General features: G+C 69.6%; 14 protein-coding genes. 2 read left to right on the forward strand and 12 right to left on the reverse strand.

The genetic code is table 11. The features are described 5' to 3' along the window. Nucleotides 1-8 precede the first annotated feature (8 nt). The 4 genes from CSX12_RS11365 to CSX12_RS11380 are packed head-to-tail and all read right to left on the reverse strand — an operon-like array spanning nt 9 to nt 4,079. Nucleotides 9-1,385, reverse strand: coding sequence for a protocatechuate 4,5-dioxygenase subunit alpha/beta (locus CSX12_RS11365; protein ID WP_241160442.1), 1,377 nt, complete (start codon nt 1,383-1,385; stop codon nt 9-11). Between the two features lie 2 nt (nt 1,386-1,387). Then, nucleotides 1,388-2,338: an amidohydrolase family protein gene (locus tag CSX12_RS11370; RefSeq protein WP_124895844.1), complete on the reverse strand. Its 951-nt coding sequence runs from the start codon at nt 2,336-2,338 to the stop codon at nt 1,388-1,390. A 1-nt stretch (nt 2,339) separates the two neighbouring features. Beyond that, nucleotides 2,340-3,032, reverse strand: coding sequence for a 4-carboxy-4-hydroxy-2-oxoadipate aldolase/oxaloacetate decarboxylase (gene ligK, locus CSX12_RS11375; RefSeq protein ID WP_124895845.1), 693 nt, complete (start codon nt 3,030-3,032; stop codon nt 2,340-2,342). Nucleotides 3,033-3,047: 15 nt separating this feature from the next. Then, nucleotides 3,048-4,079, reverse strand: a complete 1,032-nt coding sequence (locus CSX12_RS11380; protein ID WP_124895846.1) for an amidohydrolase family protein — start codon at nt 4,077-4,079, stop codon at nt 3,048-3,050. A 107-nt stretch (nt 4,080-4,186) separates the two neighbouring features. On the opposite strand from CSX12_RS11380, the gene CSX12_RS11385 reads away from it, so the two are divergent. After that, the gene (locus tag CSX12_RS11385; RefSeq protein WP_124895847.1) at nt 4,187-5,095 is read left to right on the forward strand and encodes a LysR family transcriptional regulator; all 909 of its coding nucleotides are present in this window, start codon (nt 4,187-4,189) and stop codon (nt 5,093-5,095) included. Here the strand turns inward: CSX12_RS11385 and CSX12_RS11390 are convergent. Continuing rightward, on the reverse strand, nt 5,092-5,805 hold the full coding sequence (locus tag CSX12_RS11390; protein ID WP_241160443.1) for a hypothetical protein: 714 nt from the start codon (nt 5,803-5,805) through the stop codon (nt 5,092-5,094). The two genes, CSX12_RS11385 and CSX12_RS11390, sit on opposite strands and share 4 nt — an antisense overlap. Before the next feature lies 1 nt (nt 5,806). Then, nucleotides 5,807-7,381 carry an ABC transporter substrate-binding protein gene (locus CSX12_RS11395; protein WP_164479571.1) on the reverse strand — a complete coding sequence of 525 codons (1,575 nt, stop codon included), beginning with the start codon at nt 7,379-7,381 and terminating at the stop codon, nt 5,807-5,809. A gap of 138 nt (nt 7,382-7,519) precedes the next feature. Between CSX12_RS11395 and CSX12_RS11400 the strand changes: the two genes are divergently transcribed. Then, nucleotides 7,520-8,698 carry a serine hydrolase domain-containing protein gene (locus CSX12_RS11400; RefSeq protein ID WP_124895849.1) on the forward strand — a complete coding sequence of 393 codons (1,179 nt, stop codon included), beginning with the start codon at nt 7,520-7,522 and terminating at the stop codon, nt 8,696-8,698. A gap of 15 nt (nt 8,699-8,713) precedes the next feature. Here the strand turns inward: CSX12_RS11400 and CSX12_RS11405 are convergent, their stop codons facing one another. From CSX12_RS11405 to CSX12_RS11430, 6 genes are read right to left on the reverse strand one after another with little or no spacing between them, the layout of a single operon-like run. Continuing rightward, the gene (locus CSX12_RS11405; protein ID WP_164479572.1) at nt 8,714-10,048 is read right to left on the reverse strand and encodes a chorismate-binding protein; all 1,335 of its coding nucleotides are present in this window, start codon (nt 10,046-10,048) and stop codon (nt 8,714-8,716) included. A 22-nt stretch (nt 10,049-10,070) separates the two neighbouring features. Then, nucleotides 10,071-10,946, reverse strand: a complete 876-nt coding sequence (locus tag CSX12_RS11410; RefSeq protein WP_124895851.1) for a sugar phosphate isomerase/epimerase — start codon at nt 10,944-10,946, stop codon at nt 10,071-10,073. Next, nucleotides 10,936-11,940, reverse strand: a complete 1,005-nt coding sequence (locus CSX12_RS11415; RefSeq protein ID WP_124895852.1) for an aldo/keto reductase — start codon at nt 11,938-11,940, stop codon at nt 10,936-10,938. Before CSX12_RS11415 ends, CSX12_RS11410 begins: the two co-directional genes overlap by 11 nt. Then, nucleotides 11,937-12,809, reverse strand: coding sequence for an ATP-binding cassette domain-containing protein (locus CSX12_RS11420; protein WP_124895853.1), 873 nt, complete (start codon nt 12,807-12,809; stop codon nt 11,937-11,939). Before CSX12_RS11420 ends, CSX12_RS11415 begins: the two co-directional genes overlap by 4 nt. Beyond that, nucleotides 12,806-14,593 carry a dipeptide/oligopeptide/nickel ABC transporter permease/ATP-binding protein gene (locus CSX12_RS11425; RefSeq protein ID WP_124895854.1) on the reverse strand — a complete coding sequence of 596 codons (1,788 nt, stop codon included), beginning with the start codon at nt 14,591-14,593 and terminating at the stop codon, nt 12,806-12,808. Before CSX12_RS11425 ends, CSX12_RS11420 begins: the two co-directional genes overlap by 4 nt. Further along, nucleotides 14,590-15,531 carry an ABC transporter permease gene (locus CSX12_RS11430; protein ID WP_124895855.1) on the reverse strand — a complete coding sequence of 314 codons (942 nt, stop codon included), beginning with the start codon at nt 15,529-15,531 and terminating at the stop codon, nt 14,590-14,592. Before CSX12_RS11430 ends, CSX12_RS11425 begins: the two co-directional genes overlap by 4 nt. Nucleotides 15,532-15,561: the final 30 nt, after the last annotated feature.

A 15,561-nucleotide genomic window follows, 5' to 3' on the forward strand; every position in this document is an offset into this window, starting at 1 on the left:
GTCTCTGCTCAGACGCGGGCGACGGGCTCGCGCACGGGCTCCTCGGCGGGGGCCTCGGCCGCGGCCGCCTCGTTCACGCGCACCGGATTCGACAGCACCAGGTGGCCGACGGCCGTGTTGGATGCCGGCACGTGGTAGAACCGGTGGTCCACCTCGGGCGCGCTTCCGCCGAACTGGTCGTCCATGGCACCGCGCGCGATGAGCCAGTCGACCAGTTCGATCCCCTCGGAGCCCGCCTCGTCGACGTACTCCATGTGCGGCCACTCGGTCAGTCCCAGCGGGTCGGCGATGAGGTGGTCGAGGAACGCGTTGTCCCACTCCTTGTTGATGAGGCCGGCGCGCGGCCCCTGCAGCTGGTGGCTCATGCCGCCGGTGCCCCAGATCTGCACGTTGAGCGCGGGGCCGTCCCACTTGTCGATCGCACGGCGCAGCGCCTTGCCGAGCTCGTAGCAGCGGCGGCCGGAAGGCACCGGGTACTGCACGACGTTGACCGCGAGCGGGATGACGCGCACCGGCCACTCCTCATCCGGACCGAGCTCGCCGTAGACGAGCGACAGCGGCACGGTCAGACCGTGGTCGACGACCATCTCGTTCACGAGCGTGAGGTCGAAGTCGTCCTGGATGATCGACTGCGCGAGGTGCGCAGCGAACTCGGGGTACCCCTTCACATCGGGCACAGGACGCGGGCCGTAGCCCTCGTCGGCCACGGGGTACGCCGCCCCCGTGCCGAGCACGAAGGTGGGGATGATCGAGGCGTCGAAGGCCGTCGCGTGGTCGTTGTAGACGAGGATGACGACGTCGGGGGTGTTCTCCTTCGCCCACCTGCGGGTCCACTGGTAGCCGTCGAACACCTTCTTCCAGTACGGCTCCTCGGTCTTGCCGAGGTCCATGGCCGCGCCGATCGCCGGCACGTGCGAGGTGAACAGCGCCGAGGTGTACGACGCGGGTGCGTCGGGGCGCATGGTCTCGGCCTTCTCGCCGGGCGCGGGAGGGGTCCAGCCGTCGAGGTCCTTGAGCCGGTTGCCCTCGGGACGCCGTCCGCCGCCGATCATCATGTCGCGGTACGCCCCCTCGGACATGCCCGTCATGGAGCCCGCCATCTGCTGGAAGCTCAGGCCGTGCGTCGCGCCGATCTTGCTGAGGAAGTAGATGTTGCCGCCCTCGGCGATCATCGTGTTGAGGTCCATGTCGAGCACGGCCTGGCGCTGCACCGGGTTCAACGGCCACTCGTCGAGGTAGGCGGCCTGGTCGGCGAGGAAGCGCTCGCGGTTCTCGGGCTTCATCAGCGACATCGCGAACTGGTTGAGGTGGTAGCCCTTGCGCGCCTGCTCGGCGTCGTAGATGGTCGTGCCGGGGATGTTCTTGTACGGCTTGTCGAGTGCCATGATCATGCTCCTTCGGTGGTGTCGGAGTCCGCCCAGTACAGGCGATGGGGGTTGTCGACCAGCAGCTTGCGCTGCAGGTCGGCCGTCGTCGCGACCTGCGGGATGTAGTCGACCAGCAGCCCGTCGTCGGGCATGTGGTCAGTGAGGTTGGGGTGGGGCCAGTCGGTGCCCCACAGCACGCGGTCGGGGAACTCCTCGACCACGCGACGGGCGAACGGCACGACGTCGGTGTACGCGTGCCGTTCGCCAACGAGAGCGCGGGGGCCGCGGACGCTGAGCCGCTCGGGGCACGACACCTTGGTCCACACGTTGGGGTTCTCACGCATGAAGCGCAGGAAGAGCCCGAACTCCTCTCCGTCCGGAGCCTTCGTGACGTCGGGCCGGCCCATGTGATCGACCACGACATCGGTCGGGATGCTCGAGAAGAAGTCATACAGCTCGGGGAGGTCCTCGGCCTCGAAGTAGATGACCACGTGCCAGCCCAGCGGCGCGATCTTCTCGACGATCCCGGCGAGCGAGTCGGTCGGCACCCGGTCGACAAGACGCTTGACGAAGTTGAAGCGCACACCGCGCACACCGGCCTCGTGCAGGTCGGCCAGCTGCTCGGCCGTGACGTCACGGCGCACGGTCGCGACGCCGCGCGCCCGGCCCTCGCTGCGGCGCAGCGCGTCGACGAGCGCGCGGTTGTCGGCGCCGTGGCAGGTCGCCTGCACGATCACGTTGCGGTCGACGCCGAGGTGGTCGCGCAGCGCGAACAGCTGGTCGGCCGAGGCGTCGCACGGAGTGTACTTGCGCTCCGGCGCATAGGGGAACTCGGCGCCGGGGCCGAAGACGTGGCAGTGCGCGTCGACAGCGCCCTCCGGCATCCGGAACGCCGGGGTGCTGGGTCCGTCGTACCAGTCCAGCCAGCCCTCGGTCTTGGTGAAGCCGCCCGTGGTGTCTCCGTGCGCCATGTCAGTCCTCCACGTACTCGAGGCCGGCGGCGGCCAGCGGCTCGCGCATCTTGTACAGGTCGAGGCCGAGCACACCGTCGCGGAACTGCTGCCGCTTGGACTCCTCGTTGTCCTCGCGCTTTCGGCTGGCATCCGCCACCGCGCCCACGAGCTCACGGGGCACCACCACCACACCGTCGACGTCCGCGACGACCACGTCACCCGGGTTCACGAGAGCGTTCGCGACGACGACGGGCACGTTCACCGAGCCGAGCGTGGCCTTGACCGTGCCCTTGGCGTTGATCGCCCGCGAGAAGACCGGGAAGTCCATGCGCTCGAGGTCGGCGACGTCGCGTACGCCGCCGTCGATCACGAGCCCCTTACAACCTCGGGCGGTGAGCGAGGTCGCCAGCAGCTCGCCGAAGAAGCCGTCCTCGCTCTCGGTGGTGCAGCCCGCGACGAGCACGTCGCCCTCCTGCACCTGCTCGGCCGCGACGTGGAACATCCAGTTGTCGCCAGGCTGGAGCAGCACGGTGACGGCGGGTCCGCACAGCTTCGCCCCCGGGTACACCGGCCGGAGGTAAGGACGCATCAGGCCGACACGGCCCATGGCCTCGTGGATGGTCGCGACTCCGAACTGCGACATGCGCGCGACGTCGTCGGGATCGGGACGAGGGATGCGGGTGCGGACGATGCCGAGGTCGTTCAATCGCATGGGGCTTCTCCGTTCTCAGAGGCCGCGGGCGGCGAGTGCGCGGTCGAGGCGCGGGTAGACGCGACGGGCGTTCGCTTCGAAGACCTGTGCGCGCTCGGCGTCGGTGAGGTTCGGGGTCGCGTTGACGTAGCGCTTGGTGTCGTCGAAGTAATGGCCCGTGCGCGGGTCGACGTCGCGGACGGCGCCGATCATCTCGCTCGCGAACAGGATGTTCTCGGTCGGGATGACCTCGGTGAGCAGGTCGATGCCCGGCTGGTGGTAGACGCAGGTGTCGAAGAAGACGTTCTGCAGCAGGTGCTCGTCGAGCTCGGGCTTGCCGAGGGCCATCGCGAGCCCGCGGAACCGCCCCCAGTGGTAGGGGACCGCGCCGCCGCCGTGCGGGATGACGAGCGCGAGATCGGGGAAGTCGCGGAACAGGTCGCCCGTGATTAGCTGCATGACGGCCGTCGTGTCGGCACCGAGGTAGTGGTCGCCGGTCGTATGGAACACGTCGGGACGGCAGGTGGTGCTCACGTGCACCATGGCCGGGATCTCGTATTCGACGAGCTTCTCGTAGATCGGATACCACGAGCGGTCGGTGAGCGGCGGGGCGCTCCACCGGCCGCCGGACGGGTCGGGGTTGAGGTTGACGGCGACCGCGCCGAGCTCCTCGACGGCACGGGTGAGCTCGTGGATCGTCGTCTTCGGGTCTTCGCCCGGTGACTGCGGGAGCATGGCCCCCGGGAGGAAGCGGTCGGGGAAGAGCCGGCCGACGCGGGCGACGAGGTCGTTGCAGATGCGGGCCCATGTCGTGCTCACGGCGAGGTCCCCGATGTGGTGGGCTATGAACGAGGCCCGCGGACTGAACACGGTCACGTCGATGCCGCGGTCGTCCATGAGCCGCAGCTGGTTGACCTCGATGGTCTCGCGGATGTCGTCGTCGCTGATGGTGAGCGATGCGGGGTCCGGTGCCTCGCCCGTGCCGCCTGCGAAGGCGATCTGCAGGTCACGCCACGCCCCCAGCTGAGCGGGAGCGGTCGTGTAGTGACCGTGAATGTCGATGATCAACGTGTGTCGTCCTTGTCACTCGGATGCCGGTTGTCCCGACTCTAGGACCGTTCGCGCATAGTGTTCCAATAGATAGATTTGCCTGCTGGAATAGATACCATCTATATATGTCTCTCGCGGATCTCAACCAGCTGCGCACGTTCGTGGTGCTGTACGAACTGCGCAGCCTCACCGCCACGGCCGAGCGGCTGCACGTGACCCAGCCCACCGTGAGCTACACGCTCCGACGCCTTCGGCAGCGCTTCGGCGACGACCTGTTCCGCCGCGACGGGCACGTCATGCGGCCCACCGCCCGCGCGACGCAGCTGTTCGGCCCGCTCCACGAGGCGCTCGCGCAGATCGATGCGACCCTCGACGCGACGGACGCGTTCGAGCCATCGGAATTCGACGGGGAGCTCGCCCTCGCCCTGACCTCGATCGGCGAGCAGACCTTCCTCCCGCCGCTCATGCCTGCGCTGGCCCGGGAGGCGCCGGGGCTGCGACTGACGGTCGCGCGGCTGGACGCCGACCAGGTCGAGGACGGACTGGTGCGCGGAACCATCGATCTCGCCCTGACGGTGTCCCTGCTGGGTCCGCCCCGGCTGTGGCGGACGCCCGTGCGCGCTGTCGAGTACGTGGCGTTGAGCTCGTCCGCGCACCCGCTCCCCGCACCCGGGGCCGAGATGTTCCATGGCCGCCGTTTCGTACGGGTCTCGTCGCGGGGCGGCCACGTCTACCCGGTACAGACCATGATCGAACAGGGACTCATGCCCCAGGTCGCCCTGACCGTCGAAGAGTACGCCACGGTGCCGCCCGTGCTGGAGGCGACGGACCTTGTGGCGCTCCTCCCCCGGCACGTCGCCCAGGTGTTCTGCGGGTGGTTCCCGGATCTGCGCATCGCCGAGCTGCCGTGGCCGGCACGCAGCACACCCGTCGCCCTGTACACGCGGCGCGAGTCGAGCCTCTCGCCGGCCCAGCGCTGGTTCCGTTCCGTCGTGCTCGACGCCGTCGCCGACAGCGAGTTCCGACCGGCCTAGCGTCGCGGACGGTTCCAGCTCGCCTTGGCGGCCGTGAACGGGGTGCGCACATGGATCGACCAGCTCGAATGCGGGTGCACGGAGAGGATGGCGCGCTCGAACCAGCTCCGTGCGTCCGCGGACAGACGGTGCAGCACGGCGTCCCTGTCGAGGTCGTCCTCGGGCCTCGGACGCAGGGCCTTCCAGACGAGCTGCACCTCGGGCGCCCCTGTCGGCACCCCTGCGATCGACTGCACCGCGCGGTCCCACGGCAGCTGAAGCCTCGGGTCTCTCCGGTACATCCACGTCCCATCGGTGCCGTCCTCGACGTGGATCCGGAGCACCCACTCCCCCGTGGCGTCGTCGCGGATCCGCACCTGGCCGGCCCCGGCTCGCCCGTCGCGGTCTCGCCACCGAACCAGCGGTCCGCCCTCCGCATCCTCCATCCACGCGCTGAGACCTGCGGGCAGGGCCCCGATCAGCAACGGCAGTGCGCTCGCCGTCGTGCTCGCATCGGCATGGAGGCGGGTACGGATCGGCGCCCCGATCCAGTGATCGAGGGCGACGCCGCCGGAGAGCCACCAGCCTGCGCCCGCATCGGCGAGCAGCTGCGACACCGCGTGGGCGTCGAGCAGCCGCCAGCGCCCCTCCGCGCTCGACGGGACCGAGCTCGGCGACCCGTCCCGCGCCAAGGGGGCGCGGGACGGGTCGCCGATGGGGGGATCGATCACGTCAGGATGCAGGCCTGTAGTAGTAGATCGACGGCACGACCTGGAATCTCTGTACCTCCAGGGTGGTGTCCGGCCTGCTGACGAACAGCGTCGAGATGCGGGCGTACGGAGCGAACCAGGCCTGTTCGGTGACGTACCGGTTCAGCGTGCGCGCGGCCTCGTCCGCCTCGTCGGGCTCGGTCTGGATGGTCTTCGAGAGCTCGGCGACCTCGGGCGTCGTGGTCCCCAGCGGGTTGAACGTCGCGTCGGGAGCGAGTGCGACCGTGATGTCCTGCCAGGGGATGCCGGACTGGTTCAGGGTGAAGTACGCCATCGGGTACTTGCCGGAGATCACGTTGGGGATGTAATCGGCGGTCGTGCCCGAGTCCCAGTTGACCGCGATGCCGATGTCGGCGAGCTGCTGGCCGATGACCGCGGTCAGGGCGGGGTTGAAGGTCGCAGACGGATCGGGCATCGTCACGCTGAACCCGTCGGCGTATCCGGCGTCCGCCATGAGCTTCTTGGCCTTCTCCACGTCCAGCCCGTACGCGTCGTCGAGCGAGGGGTCGAACGCCGACGACTCCTCGGCGAAGATCTGGCTCGTGGGCTTCGCGAGTCCCTTGTGGATCTGTTCGATGAGGGCATCCCGGTCGAGGGCGTAGTTGATCGCCTGCCGGACCCGCACGTCGGCGAGAGCAGGGACCATCGTCCCGTCCCGGTCGAAGATGATCAGGCCCGCCCAGTTGACGTCGTTCTCGTAGACGGACAGCCCCGCGCCCTTGGCCTGATCGAGCTGGATCGGTTCGATGGTGCCCGCATCGACCTGGCCCGAGATGATGGCGCTGAGCCGCGCGGTCATGTCGGGGATCGGCTTGAGGACGATGGTGTCGTACACCTGCAGCTCCGGGTCCCAGTACCCCTCGCGCTTGACGTACGTGTACTGCGAGCCCGGGACCGTCTTGTCCGCGTCGAGAACGTAGGGCCCGCTGCCGACCGGCTCGGTTCCGATAGTGCCGGCGTCGATGGCGGCCGGGCTGCCGATGAAGCTCGCCTGGTTGCCCAAGTAGTCGAGGATAGCCGGGTCGGGGGCGTTCAGAGTCACCACCACGGTGTCGTCGGAGGGGGCCTCCACCGCTGTCACGCCCGCGAAGCGCGCGGCGGTCGGCCCGTTGCTGTCCCGGAAGCGCAGGAGGTTGATCTTCACCGCGTCCGCGTTCATCGGGGTGCCGTCGGAGAAGGTCACACCGTGCCGCAGAGTGAAGGTCAGGATGGTCTTCGACTCGTCCCACTCCCACGCGGTGGCCAGCATGGGCTCGAGGGTGTTGTCGGGAAGCCGGCGCACGAGCGAGTCGTAGACGGGCTGGAGGTAGACCGGCTGATGTGCGGAGTTCGCCAGCCCGGGGTCGAAGGTGGCGAGGTCGATCTTCGTCGCGACCGTGAGGGTCCGGCTCGTGTGCTCGTCACCGCCCTGTGCCTGCGGGGCACAGGCGGCCAGAAGCCCCGCTGTGACCGAGAGGGCGGCGAGCACGCCCACCATGCGGCGTGACCATCGTGTCGTGCCCGAGCGCCCGAAACGCTCGCTCCACCGTGAGTTCACAGTGCTCTCCTTTGAGTTGTGCGTACTGCGCACGCTTATGCGCTGTTCGCACATAACGATACTTTGCGGCTACGATCGTGTCAATCACCGGCGGCGACACGACGAAGGCCGCCGCCGCGTCACCGAAGGAACACCGCCATGCCCGACTTGTCCGCGTCCGCCGTCCGCGCCCTCGACCAACTAATCGACACCACCGCCTTGCCCGGCGTCGCCGCGGTCGTGACCGGCCCGCAGGGCGTGCTGTACCGCGGCTCCGGCGGTCGGCTCCGCCTGGGCGAGGATCGTCCGTTCGCTCCCGACAGCGTGATCATGCTCGCCTCGGCGACGAAGGCCGTCACCGCGACCGCCCTCCTCCAGCTCATCGACGAGGGTGCGGTGGAGTGGGACGAACCGGCGACGACCTACCTCCCCGAGCTCGGACGCATCGGAGTGCTCACCGGCAGAGCATCCGACGGCACGCCCCTCCTGCGCCCTCCGCGGCGCCCGATTACACCCCGCACGCTGCTCCTGCACACCTCGGGATTCGCCTACGACAACTTCAATCCGGTCTATGCCGAGCTCCTGCGGGAAGGGCACATCGTCACCCAGAGCACGGCGACCCGCGCCTCCTTGAGCGCCCCCCTCCTCTTCGACCCCGGCGAGCGCTGGGAGTACGGCCTCAGCTCCGACTGGATCGGTCAGCTCGTCGAGGCCGTGCGGGGCGCCCGGCTGTCAGAGGTGATACGGGAGCGCATCCTCGATCCCCTCGAGATGCCCGACACGGCGTTCACGCTCGACGACGCACGGATGCGGCGTCGAGCGACGGTCCATCGCCGCGACGAGACGACAGGAGAACTGCGCCCGACCGAGTTCGCCATCCCAGAGGCGGCCGAGATCGACATGGGCGGACACGGCCTCTACTCCACGGTCGACGACTACGCCCGGTTCCTTCGGATGTGGCTGAACGGCGGAAAGGGGCCGGCCGGACGCGTGCTGTCCGCGAACACCGTGAGGCTCGCGCTGACCACCCGGATCGGAGGCATGCCCGCGGGGTCGCTGAGGAGCACGCGGCGCTCGGCGTCGCTCGACGTCACGCTGTTTCCCGGCCTGCGCACGTCATGGTCGCCCCTGGGCATGGTCGTGCTCGACGACGCTCCCACCGGGAGGCGTCGAGGAGCCGTGTCCTGGGCGGGCCTTGCGAACGTGTACTTCTGGATCGACCCGGAATCCGCCCTCGCGGCTGTCTGGGCGACCCAGGTGCTGCCGTTCGGCGACCCGACCTCGCTGACCGAGTATCTCTCGTTCGAGAGGGCGGTCTACTCCGGGGGCGCGGAGTAGACCGCCCTCGACCGTTCAGTCGCCCTGGACGAGCGGACGTGCGGACTGGCGCAGTGCGAGGGTCTTCAGCACGGACTCCTCATACTCCTCCCGGGGGACCGACGCAGGCACCACCTTCGCCCCGGCGTGGACGACGCTCCCCTCCGGGGTGCTCCACATTGACCGGGTCACGGCCGCGGCATCCGTGGCGCCGTCCGTCTCGAAGACGCCGATCATGCCCGCGAACGGCCCGCGCGGCACCGTCTCCAGCTCCGCGATCATCGCCATCGCCGCGGGGCGGGGGTGACCCACGGCGGCTCCGTGCGGCGAGAGCGCCTGCACGACAGAGACCTCGTCGAAGCCGTCGGCGATGTCGGCCTGCACCTCGGCGAAGAGGTGACCCAGCCGGAAGAACACCCGCTTCTCCCGCTCCCGGGTGAACCTCTCCGTGCCCGGCGCCGAGATCGGGGCCAGGTCCTCCCACAGCGCGTCAGCCACCACGTCGTACTCGGAGATCTCCTTGGCGGACGGGACCCACTCGTACTCCTCACCATCGGGCAGTTCGGGAATCGGGTGCGTGGCTCCGTCCGTCTCGGCGACGACGTAGCGATCGCGCACCTCGGCCAGCGACAGCGACGTCGCACCCCACAGCCCGAATCCCGGCGTCTGCACCAGGAACATGCAGGTCGAGGGGTTGATGGAGCGCAGCGTGCGATAGCTGGAGACGGGTTCGGAGGGAAGCGTGCTCGTGACCGGCACGGAGAGGACCACACCGCCCACCCCGGAGGACTCCGACCTGCTCTGGAACGAGGTCACGGCATCCGCGAAGACCTGCTCCGAGACGGCGGGGGTCCACCCGAAGTCCGAGCCGCGATCACTCGTGTCCAGAGGGGAGGAGACGGCTCGGGCGCAGAGCTCCGCCCATGCGCGCACCTGCTGCTCTCCTCCCTCGCCGACGTGGATCACCCGAGCCGTGCCCTCGCGGTGGTCGATGCGGATGTAGTCGATCAGGCCCAGGAGCACCTCGTCGGGCGTGAGAAGCCCGCCCGCCGGCGTCGGTCTGCGGTCCGGAGCGTCCGGATAGGCGACGAAGGCGAAGACACCGCCGGCGGCGCCGTCAGCCCTGGCCTCCCGCAGCTCGTCGCGGAGCGCATCGTATGCGCTCTCCGCGGAGCGAGGGCGCCGCCGCCGCACGGTCAGGCCGATCCACGTGGTCAGCGGTTCGCGGCTGAACGGATCGATGCGCTCGTATACGAACGCCGGGGCGGCGGGGTCCTCGGCGGCGAGAGTCGCGACGATCGCATCCACCCCTCCGGGAGGAAGGGAGAAGGTCAGCTCGGTGGACCGGGGGGTCTGCGCGGAATCGATCATGGTGTCTCCTGTTCTGCGGGGGCTAAGGACGGGACGGCTCCGGCGCAGCGCGACCGCCTCGCCATCCGGGAGCGGCGACGCGACCGAGCACCTCGGCGTTGTAGCGGATGCCGTCGCGGGAGTCCGCATAGGTCGCGAGATCCTCTATCGACACCCATCCGGAGTACCCGGCCTCGTCGAGGAGCGCGAGCACGTGCGACGCGTCCACGAGCCCGTCGTCGAGACGCGTCCACTCGTAACGCCATGATCCGTCCCCGGTGCGGACGGCCCCCACGTTCTTCAGGTGCACATGCCGAAGGCGGGAGCCGAGCAGCTCCAACCCGATGCGGTAGTCCTCGTAACCCTCGTAGACCATGTTGCCGACGTCGTAGATGACGCCGAGGTCGGCGTCGTCGAAGTGGTCGAGGATCGGCATGGCCAGTCCGACACTGGGCACGATGGTGCGGTGGTGGATCTCGATGAGGATCCGCACCCCGCGATCGTGGGCGTCCGGAAGGCACGCGTCGAGGAAGCGCACGAGGTCGTCGCGCATGACGCGGTACGACTCGCCGTCGCGCACGCGCTGCGCCTGCAGCCTCACCTGCGGGGCGCCGGCGCGGTCGGCCATGTCGAGCACCAGCCTCATGCCCTCGACGTCTCCCACCGACACGTACGGGGTGAGACCGACGACCGCCAGGCCCTGCTGCGCGCAGAGCCTGGCCGCCTCCTCTGCGGCCTCCAGAGTGGGCGCGAGCGTGCAGCGGTTGCCGAGGAGGAAGTCTGCGGCGTTGGAGCCGGCCGCGTGCGGAGCATCGCCGACCTTCCACTCCACCCCCTCGAAACCTGACTCGCGCAGCTCCACGACCGCCTCCGCGGGCGTCAGCGTGGGCAGGGACACCGTCGCATAGCTATACCTCATGCGGCGCGCCGTCCTGCGACACCGATCCGGCCGGGATCAGTCCCTCGTCGACAAGGCGCCGCCAGAACTCGTCCGGGATCTCGGCGGAGAGCGCGTCGAGGTTGGAGCGCAGCTCCGCGGCGGAGCGGTTGCCCACCACGATTCCAGCCACGGCGGGATGCCGCAGCGGGAAGGCGAGCGCCGCACCGGGCAGGGGCACCCCGTGATCCGCGCACGCCGCGACGAGGGAACGCACGCGCTGCGACACCTCCGCGGGCGGAGGGCCGTAGTCGTAGCTCGAGTCGGCGGAGCCTGTGGCCAGGATGCCGGTGTTGAACGGCGACGCCACGACGACGGACAGCCCGTGGTCGAGACAGAACGGGAACAGGTCGTCGAGGGGATCGTGGTTGAGCAGGGTGTAGGCGCCCGCCATCATGAAGCCGTCGACGGGCGCGCGCTCGGCGATGTCGCGGCACACGTCCGGCTGTCTCGACGACACCCCGACGGCGCGGACGACGCCCTGGTCGACGAGATCCCGCAGAGCCGGCAAGGTCTCGTCGATGACGGTCGCCACCACGCGCTCGAAGTCGTCGCCGTGCATGCGCCGGTCCACGTCGTGGACGTAGACGACGTCGATGACCTCCACACCGAGCCGGGAGCGGCTGGCCTCCACCGACCTCGCCACCGCGGATGCGGAGTAGTCGAACCGGCGGCCGTCGTCGATGGCCTCCGTCGGGGAGGCGTTGGCGAGCCTGCCCACCTTCGTGGAGACCACGAACTCCTCGCGGGATCGGGGGGAGAGGAACTCGCCGAGACGGCGTTCGCTGCCGCCGTCGAGATAGAGGGGCGCGCTGTCGAAGCTGCGGAGCCCGGCCTCCCACGCGGCCAGGAGCATCTCGGAGAACGCCGCCGAGCCGTCGCGGTTGGAGAGGGTTCCGGCTCCGACGCCGAAGGCGGACAATCGGACGTCTGATCGGCCGAACGGTCGGCGGGCTGTGGGGTGGGCGATCGTCACGCGGGGATCTCCTTCTCGTCGCGTTCCTGTCGTGCGTCTGGGGACAGCTCCTGTCGTGCGCGGCGGCGCTCGGCCTGCGCATCGGGGTCGAGCACCGGCGACGACAACAGGAGTCTCTGGGTGTACGGATGCTGCGGTCTTTCAGTCACCTGTCGGCCGGATCCCCGCTCGACGATCTCCCCGCCGTACATCACGGCCACGTCGTGACTGACGTGGCGGACGACGTCGAGATCGTGGGAGACGAAGAGGTACGACACGTTCGTCTCTCGCTGGATCGAGAGGAAGAGGTCGAGCACGCGAGCCTGCGTGGACAGGTCCAGAGCGCTCACTGGCTCGTCGCACACGATCAGCGCGGGGGCGAGTGCCAACGCCCGCGCGATGGCGACGCGCTGACGCTGACCGCCGCTGAACTCCCGCGGACGGCGCTGGATCGCATCCGAGGGCAGGGCCACGAGGTCGAGCAGCTCGCGCACTCGTGCCCGTGCGGCCTCGGTCGTCCATCCCTGCGCGCGCAGCGGCTCGGCGAGGATCGCACCGATCTGCATCGATGGGTTGAGCGAGGTGAATGGATCCTGGAACACGACCTGCAGCTCGCGGCTCAGCACCCGCCGCTGACGACGGTCGAGCCGAGCGATCGAGCGGCCCTGGAACACGATGTCCCCGCCGGACACCGGGGCGAGGCCGAGCACGGCCCGGCCCAGTGTCGTCTTGCCGGAGCCGGACTCGCCGACGAGGCCCAGCGTACGCCCCGTTCCCAGCTCCAGCGAGACCTGGCGCAGGACGCGGTGCGGCGGCTGGCGGCGGCCCTTTCCCGGATAGACGACGTCGAGATCGACGACGTCCAGCAGCGTTTCGGTCGAGCCGGTCATGATGCCCTTTCCTTCTGCAGAGCAGCGCCCCGTTCGGACAGGGGGGTGAGTGGTTCGCGGCCGGCGAGCGACGACAGGAGGAGCGCGCGGCTCGCCGAGCTCTGCGGAGAGCGCAGGACACTGCGGACGGGCCCGGACTCCGCCAGGGTTCCCCTGTCCATCACCAGCACTCGATCGCAGATGTCGGCGACCACGCCGAAGTTGTGGGTCACCATCAGCATCCCCATCCCGAGGTCGTGCTGCAGGCGACGGAGCAGGTCGAGGATCTCGGCCTGGACCGTGACGTCGAGAGCTGTCGTCGGCTCGTCGGCGATGAGGAGGTCGGGCCGGCAGCTGATGGCGCCGGCGATCAGGACGCGCTGCGCCATGCCGCCCGAGATCTCGTGGGGGTAGGAACGGAAGGTGCGCTCCGGGTCCCGCATGCCCACCGCGGCGAGCAGCTCGAGCGCACGTGCGCGCGCGTCGCCGCGAGAGAGGCCCATCGCGACCCGAAGTGGACGGGTGAGCTGACGGCCGATGGTGTAGTTCGGGTCGAGGTTGCTCATCGGCTCCTGCGGCACGTAGGCGATGCGCCTGCCCAGCAGATGGCGGGCCCCGCCGCGTCGGCCGCGATCGGCGCGCAGGTCCTCCCCGTCGAAGACGATGGCCCCGGCGAGCACGTGAGCCTCGGAGGGGAGAAGGCCCAGCACGGCGAAGGCGGTCTGGGACTTGCCGGACCCGGACTCCCCCACCAGGCCGACGACCTCGCCGCGGTCGACGTGGAACGACACGTCTTGCACGACGGTGCGGGTGTCACCGCCCGGCTGCGGGTATCCGACAGCGAGGCCCGTCACCTCGAGCAGATGGCCGTCGTGGCGAGCCGCCGATGCGGTCGGCAGCTCCGACACCGCCCTGAGCGGCTGCGGGCGTCGTCTCGGTGCGACCGGCGAGGCGTATTCGAGCGCGTCGCGGACCGCGTTGGAGAGGACGATGAACGATCCGATGGCCAGCACGATCATGACGGAGGGCCACACGAGCAGCACGGGGTCGGCGTAGATGTTCACGAAGGCCTCGTTCAGCATCACGCCCCACGACGGCGTGAGCGGATCACCGAGGCCGAGGAACTCCAGACCCGACTGGATGGAGATGGAGATGCCTGCGACCACCGCCAGCTGCACGACCAGCGGTGCGCGCACGACGAAGAAGATGTGCCTGCCCACGATTCGCGCCGGCCCCAGGCCGGACACGCGCGCGGCATCGACGTACAGCTCGCCGCGCACGGACCGCACCGCCGTGCGCGTCAGGCGGAAGAACGTCGGCGACATCATGATGCCGAACACGGTCATGGACACGAGGACACTGGAGCCGAGGGCGGCGGTCGCGGCGAGCAGCGCGATGATCGACGGCAGCGCGAGGATCACGTTCGCAAGCCACGAGGCCACGGCGTCGAACTTGCCGCCGGCGTATCCCGCGACGAGTCCGCTGGGCACGCCCAGCAGGGCGGCGACGGACGCCGCGATGGCCGCCGCGATCAGGGTCGTGCGGGTGCCGATGAGCAGACGGCTGAACACATCGCGGCCGGCGCTGTCGGTGCCGAGCAGGTGCCCGGGGGCGCCGGGGGGCTGCAGCGCGTTGCTCAGCTGCGAGTAGTTCGGATCCCACGGCGCGACCCACGGACCCACGACCGCGACGATCACGAGCACGCCGAGCACGATGAGCGCGCCCAGGCCGAGGGGGTTGGCGAGCACTCGCCGGAGGAGGTTCTGAGGGGGTGCACCGGGGACCGGTGTCAGCGGAACGGTCATGAGGCCCGCGCTTTCGGGTTGAGCCAGCCGACGGCGACGTCGACGAGCAGGTTGACGATGACGACCATGATGACGACGTAGACGACGACGCCCATCAGGACCGGCATGTCTCCCTGAGTGGTGGAGCTTAGGGCGAGGAATCCGATACCGGGAAGGGCGAAGATCTGCTCGATGATCACGGCTCCGCCGAGCATGGCGATGAACTGCAGGGAGAGGACCGTGAGCGCGCTCGGCGCCGCGCTGCGCAGTGCGTGCCGCAACAGGATCTCGGTCGAGCCGAGCCCTCGGCTGCGGAGGGTGCGCACATAGTCGCGGGAGAGCTCGTCGATCGTCGCCCCTCGGACCTGCTGTGCGGTGGAGGCCATGGCCCCGAAGGCGAGAGCGGCAACAGGCAAGGTGATCGACAACGCCCAGGCGCCCACGCCATCCGTGATCGGGTGATACCCGGTGGCGGGAAAGATCCTCGCCTGCACCGCCAGGAGCGACACGAGAAGCACCGCCACGAGGAACTGCGGGACTGCGGCTCCGCCGACGGCGACGATCTGGAGGAGGCGGTCCACCCAGCCCCGACGGGCGGCGGCGGTGACGCCGACGGCGACGGCGAGCACGGCGGCGACCAGGATGGTGCACACGACGACCGACAGGGTCGTGGGAAGGCGCCCGACGATGCTGGTCGTCACCGGCTGTCCTGTGAACCACGACACGCCGAAGTCTCCGCGGATGGCACCGCCGAGCCAGGCGAGGTACCGCTCCGCGAGAGGCCGGTCCAGTCCGAGCTCTGCCTCCTTGGCGGCGACCTGGGCGGGGGTGGCCGACTCCCCGAGCACACCGCGCGCGACATTGCTCGCCGAGAAGTTCAGAAGGACGAACGTCAGGGTAGCGACGGCGAAGAGGGCCGACAGCCCTCCGGCAAGACGGCGGGCGATGAGCCTCAGCATCGGTCCGTGATCCTTGCAAACGCAGCCCCC

The organism is Microbacterium sp. Y-01 (assembly GCF_003856715.1).
GTDB lineage: Bacteria > Actinomycetota > Actinomycetes > Actinomycetales > Microbacteriaceae > Microbacterium > Microbacterium algeriense.

What these genes read in the sequence shown, in the direction of transcription:
- CSX12_RS11400 (WP_124895849.1), top strand. Translation starts at nt 7,520, where the DNA reads ATGCCCGACTTGTCCGCGTCCGCCGTCCGCGCCCTCGACCAACTAATC.
- CSX12_RS11365 (WP_241160442.1), bottom strand. Translation starts at nt 1,385, where the DNA reads ATGGCACTCGACAAGCCGTACAAGAACATCCCCGGCACGACCATCTAC.
- CSX12_RS11410 (WP_124895851.1), bottom strand. Translation starts at nt 10,946, where the DNA reads ATGAGGTATAGCTATGCGACGGTGTCCCTGCCCACGCTGACGCCCGCG.
- CSX12_RS11385 (WP_124895847.1), top strand. Translation starts at nt 4,187, where the DNA reads ATGTCTCTCGCGGATCTCAACCAGCTGCGCACGTTCGTGGTGCTGTAC.
- CSX12_RS11420 (WP_124895853.1), bottom strand. Translation starts at nt 12,809, where the DNA reads ATGACCGGCTCGACCGAAACGCTGCTGGACGTCGTCGATCTCGACGTC.
- CSX12_RS11430 (WP_124895855.1), bottom strand. Translation starts at nt 15,531, where the DNA reads ATGCTGAGGCTCATCGCCCGCCGTCTTGCCGGAGGGCTGTCGGCCCTC.
- ligK (WP_124895845.1), bottom strand. Translation starts at nt 3,032, where the DNA reads ATGCGATTGAACGACCTCGGCATCGTCCGCACCCGCATCCCTCGTCCC.
- CSX12_RS11425 (WP_124895854.1), bottom strand. Translation starts at nt 14,593, where the DNA reads ATGACCGTTCCGCTGACACCGGTCCCCGGTGCACCCCCTCAGAACCTC.
- CSX12_RS11370 (WP_124895844.1), bottom strand. Translation starts at nt 2,338, where the DNA reads ATGGCGCACGGAGACACCACGGGCGGCTTCACCAAGACCGAGGGCTGG.
- CSX12_RS11405 (WP_164479572.1), bottom strand. Translation starts at nt 10,048, where the DNA reads ATGATCGATTCCGCGCAGACCCCCCGGTCCACCGAGCTGACCTTCTCC.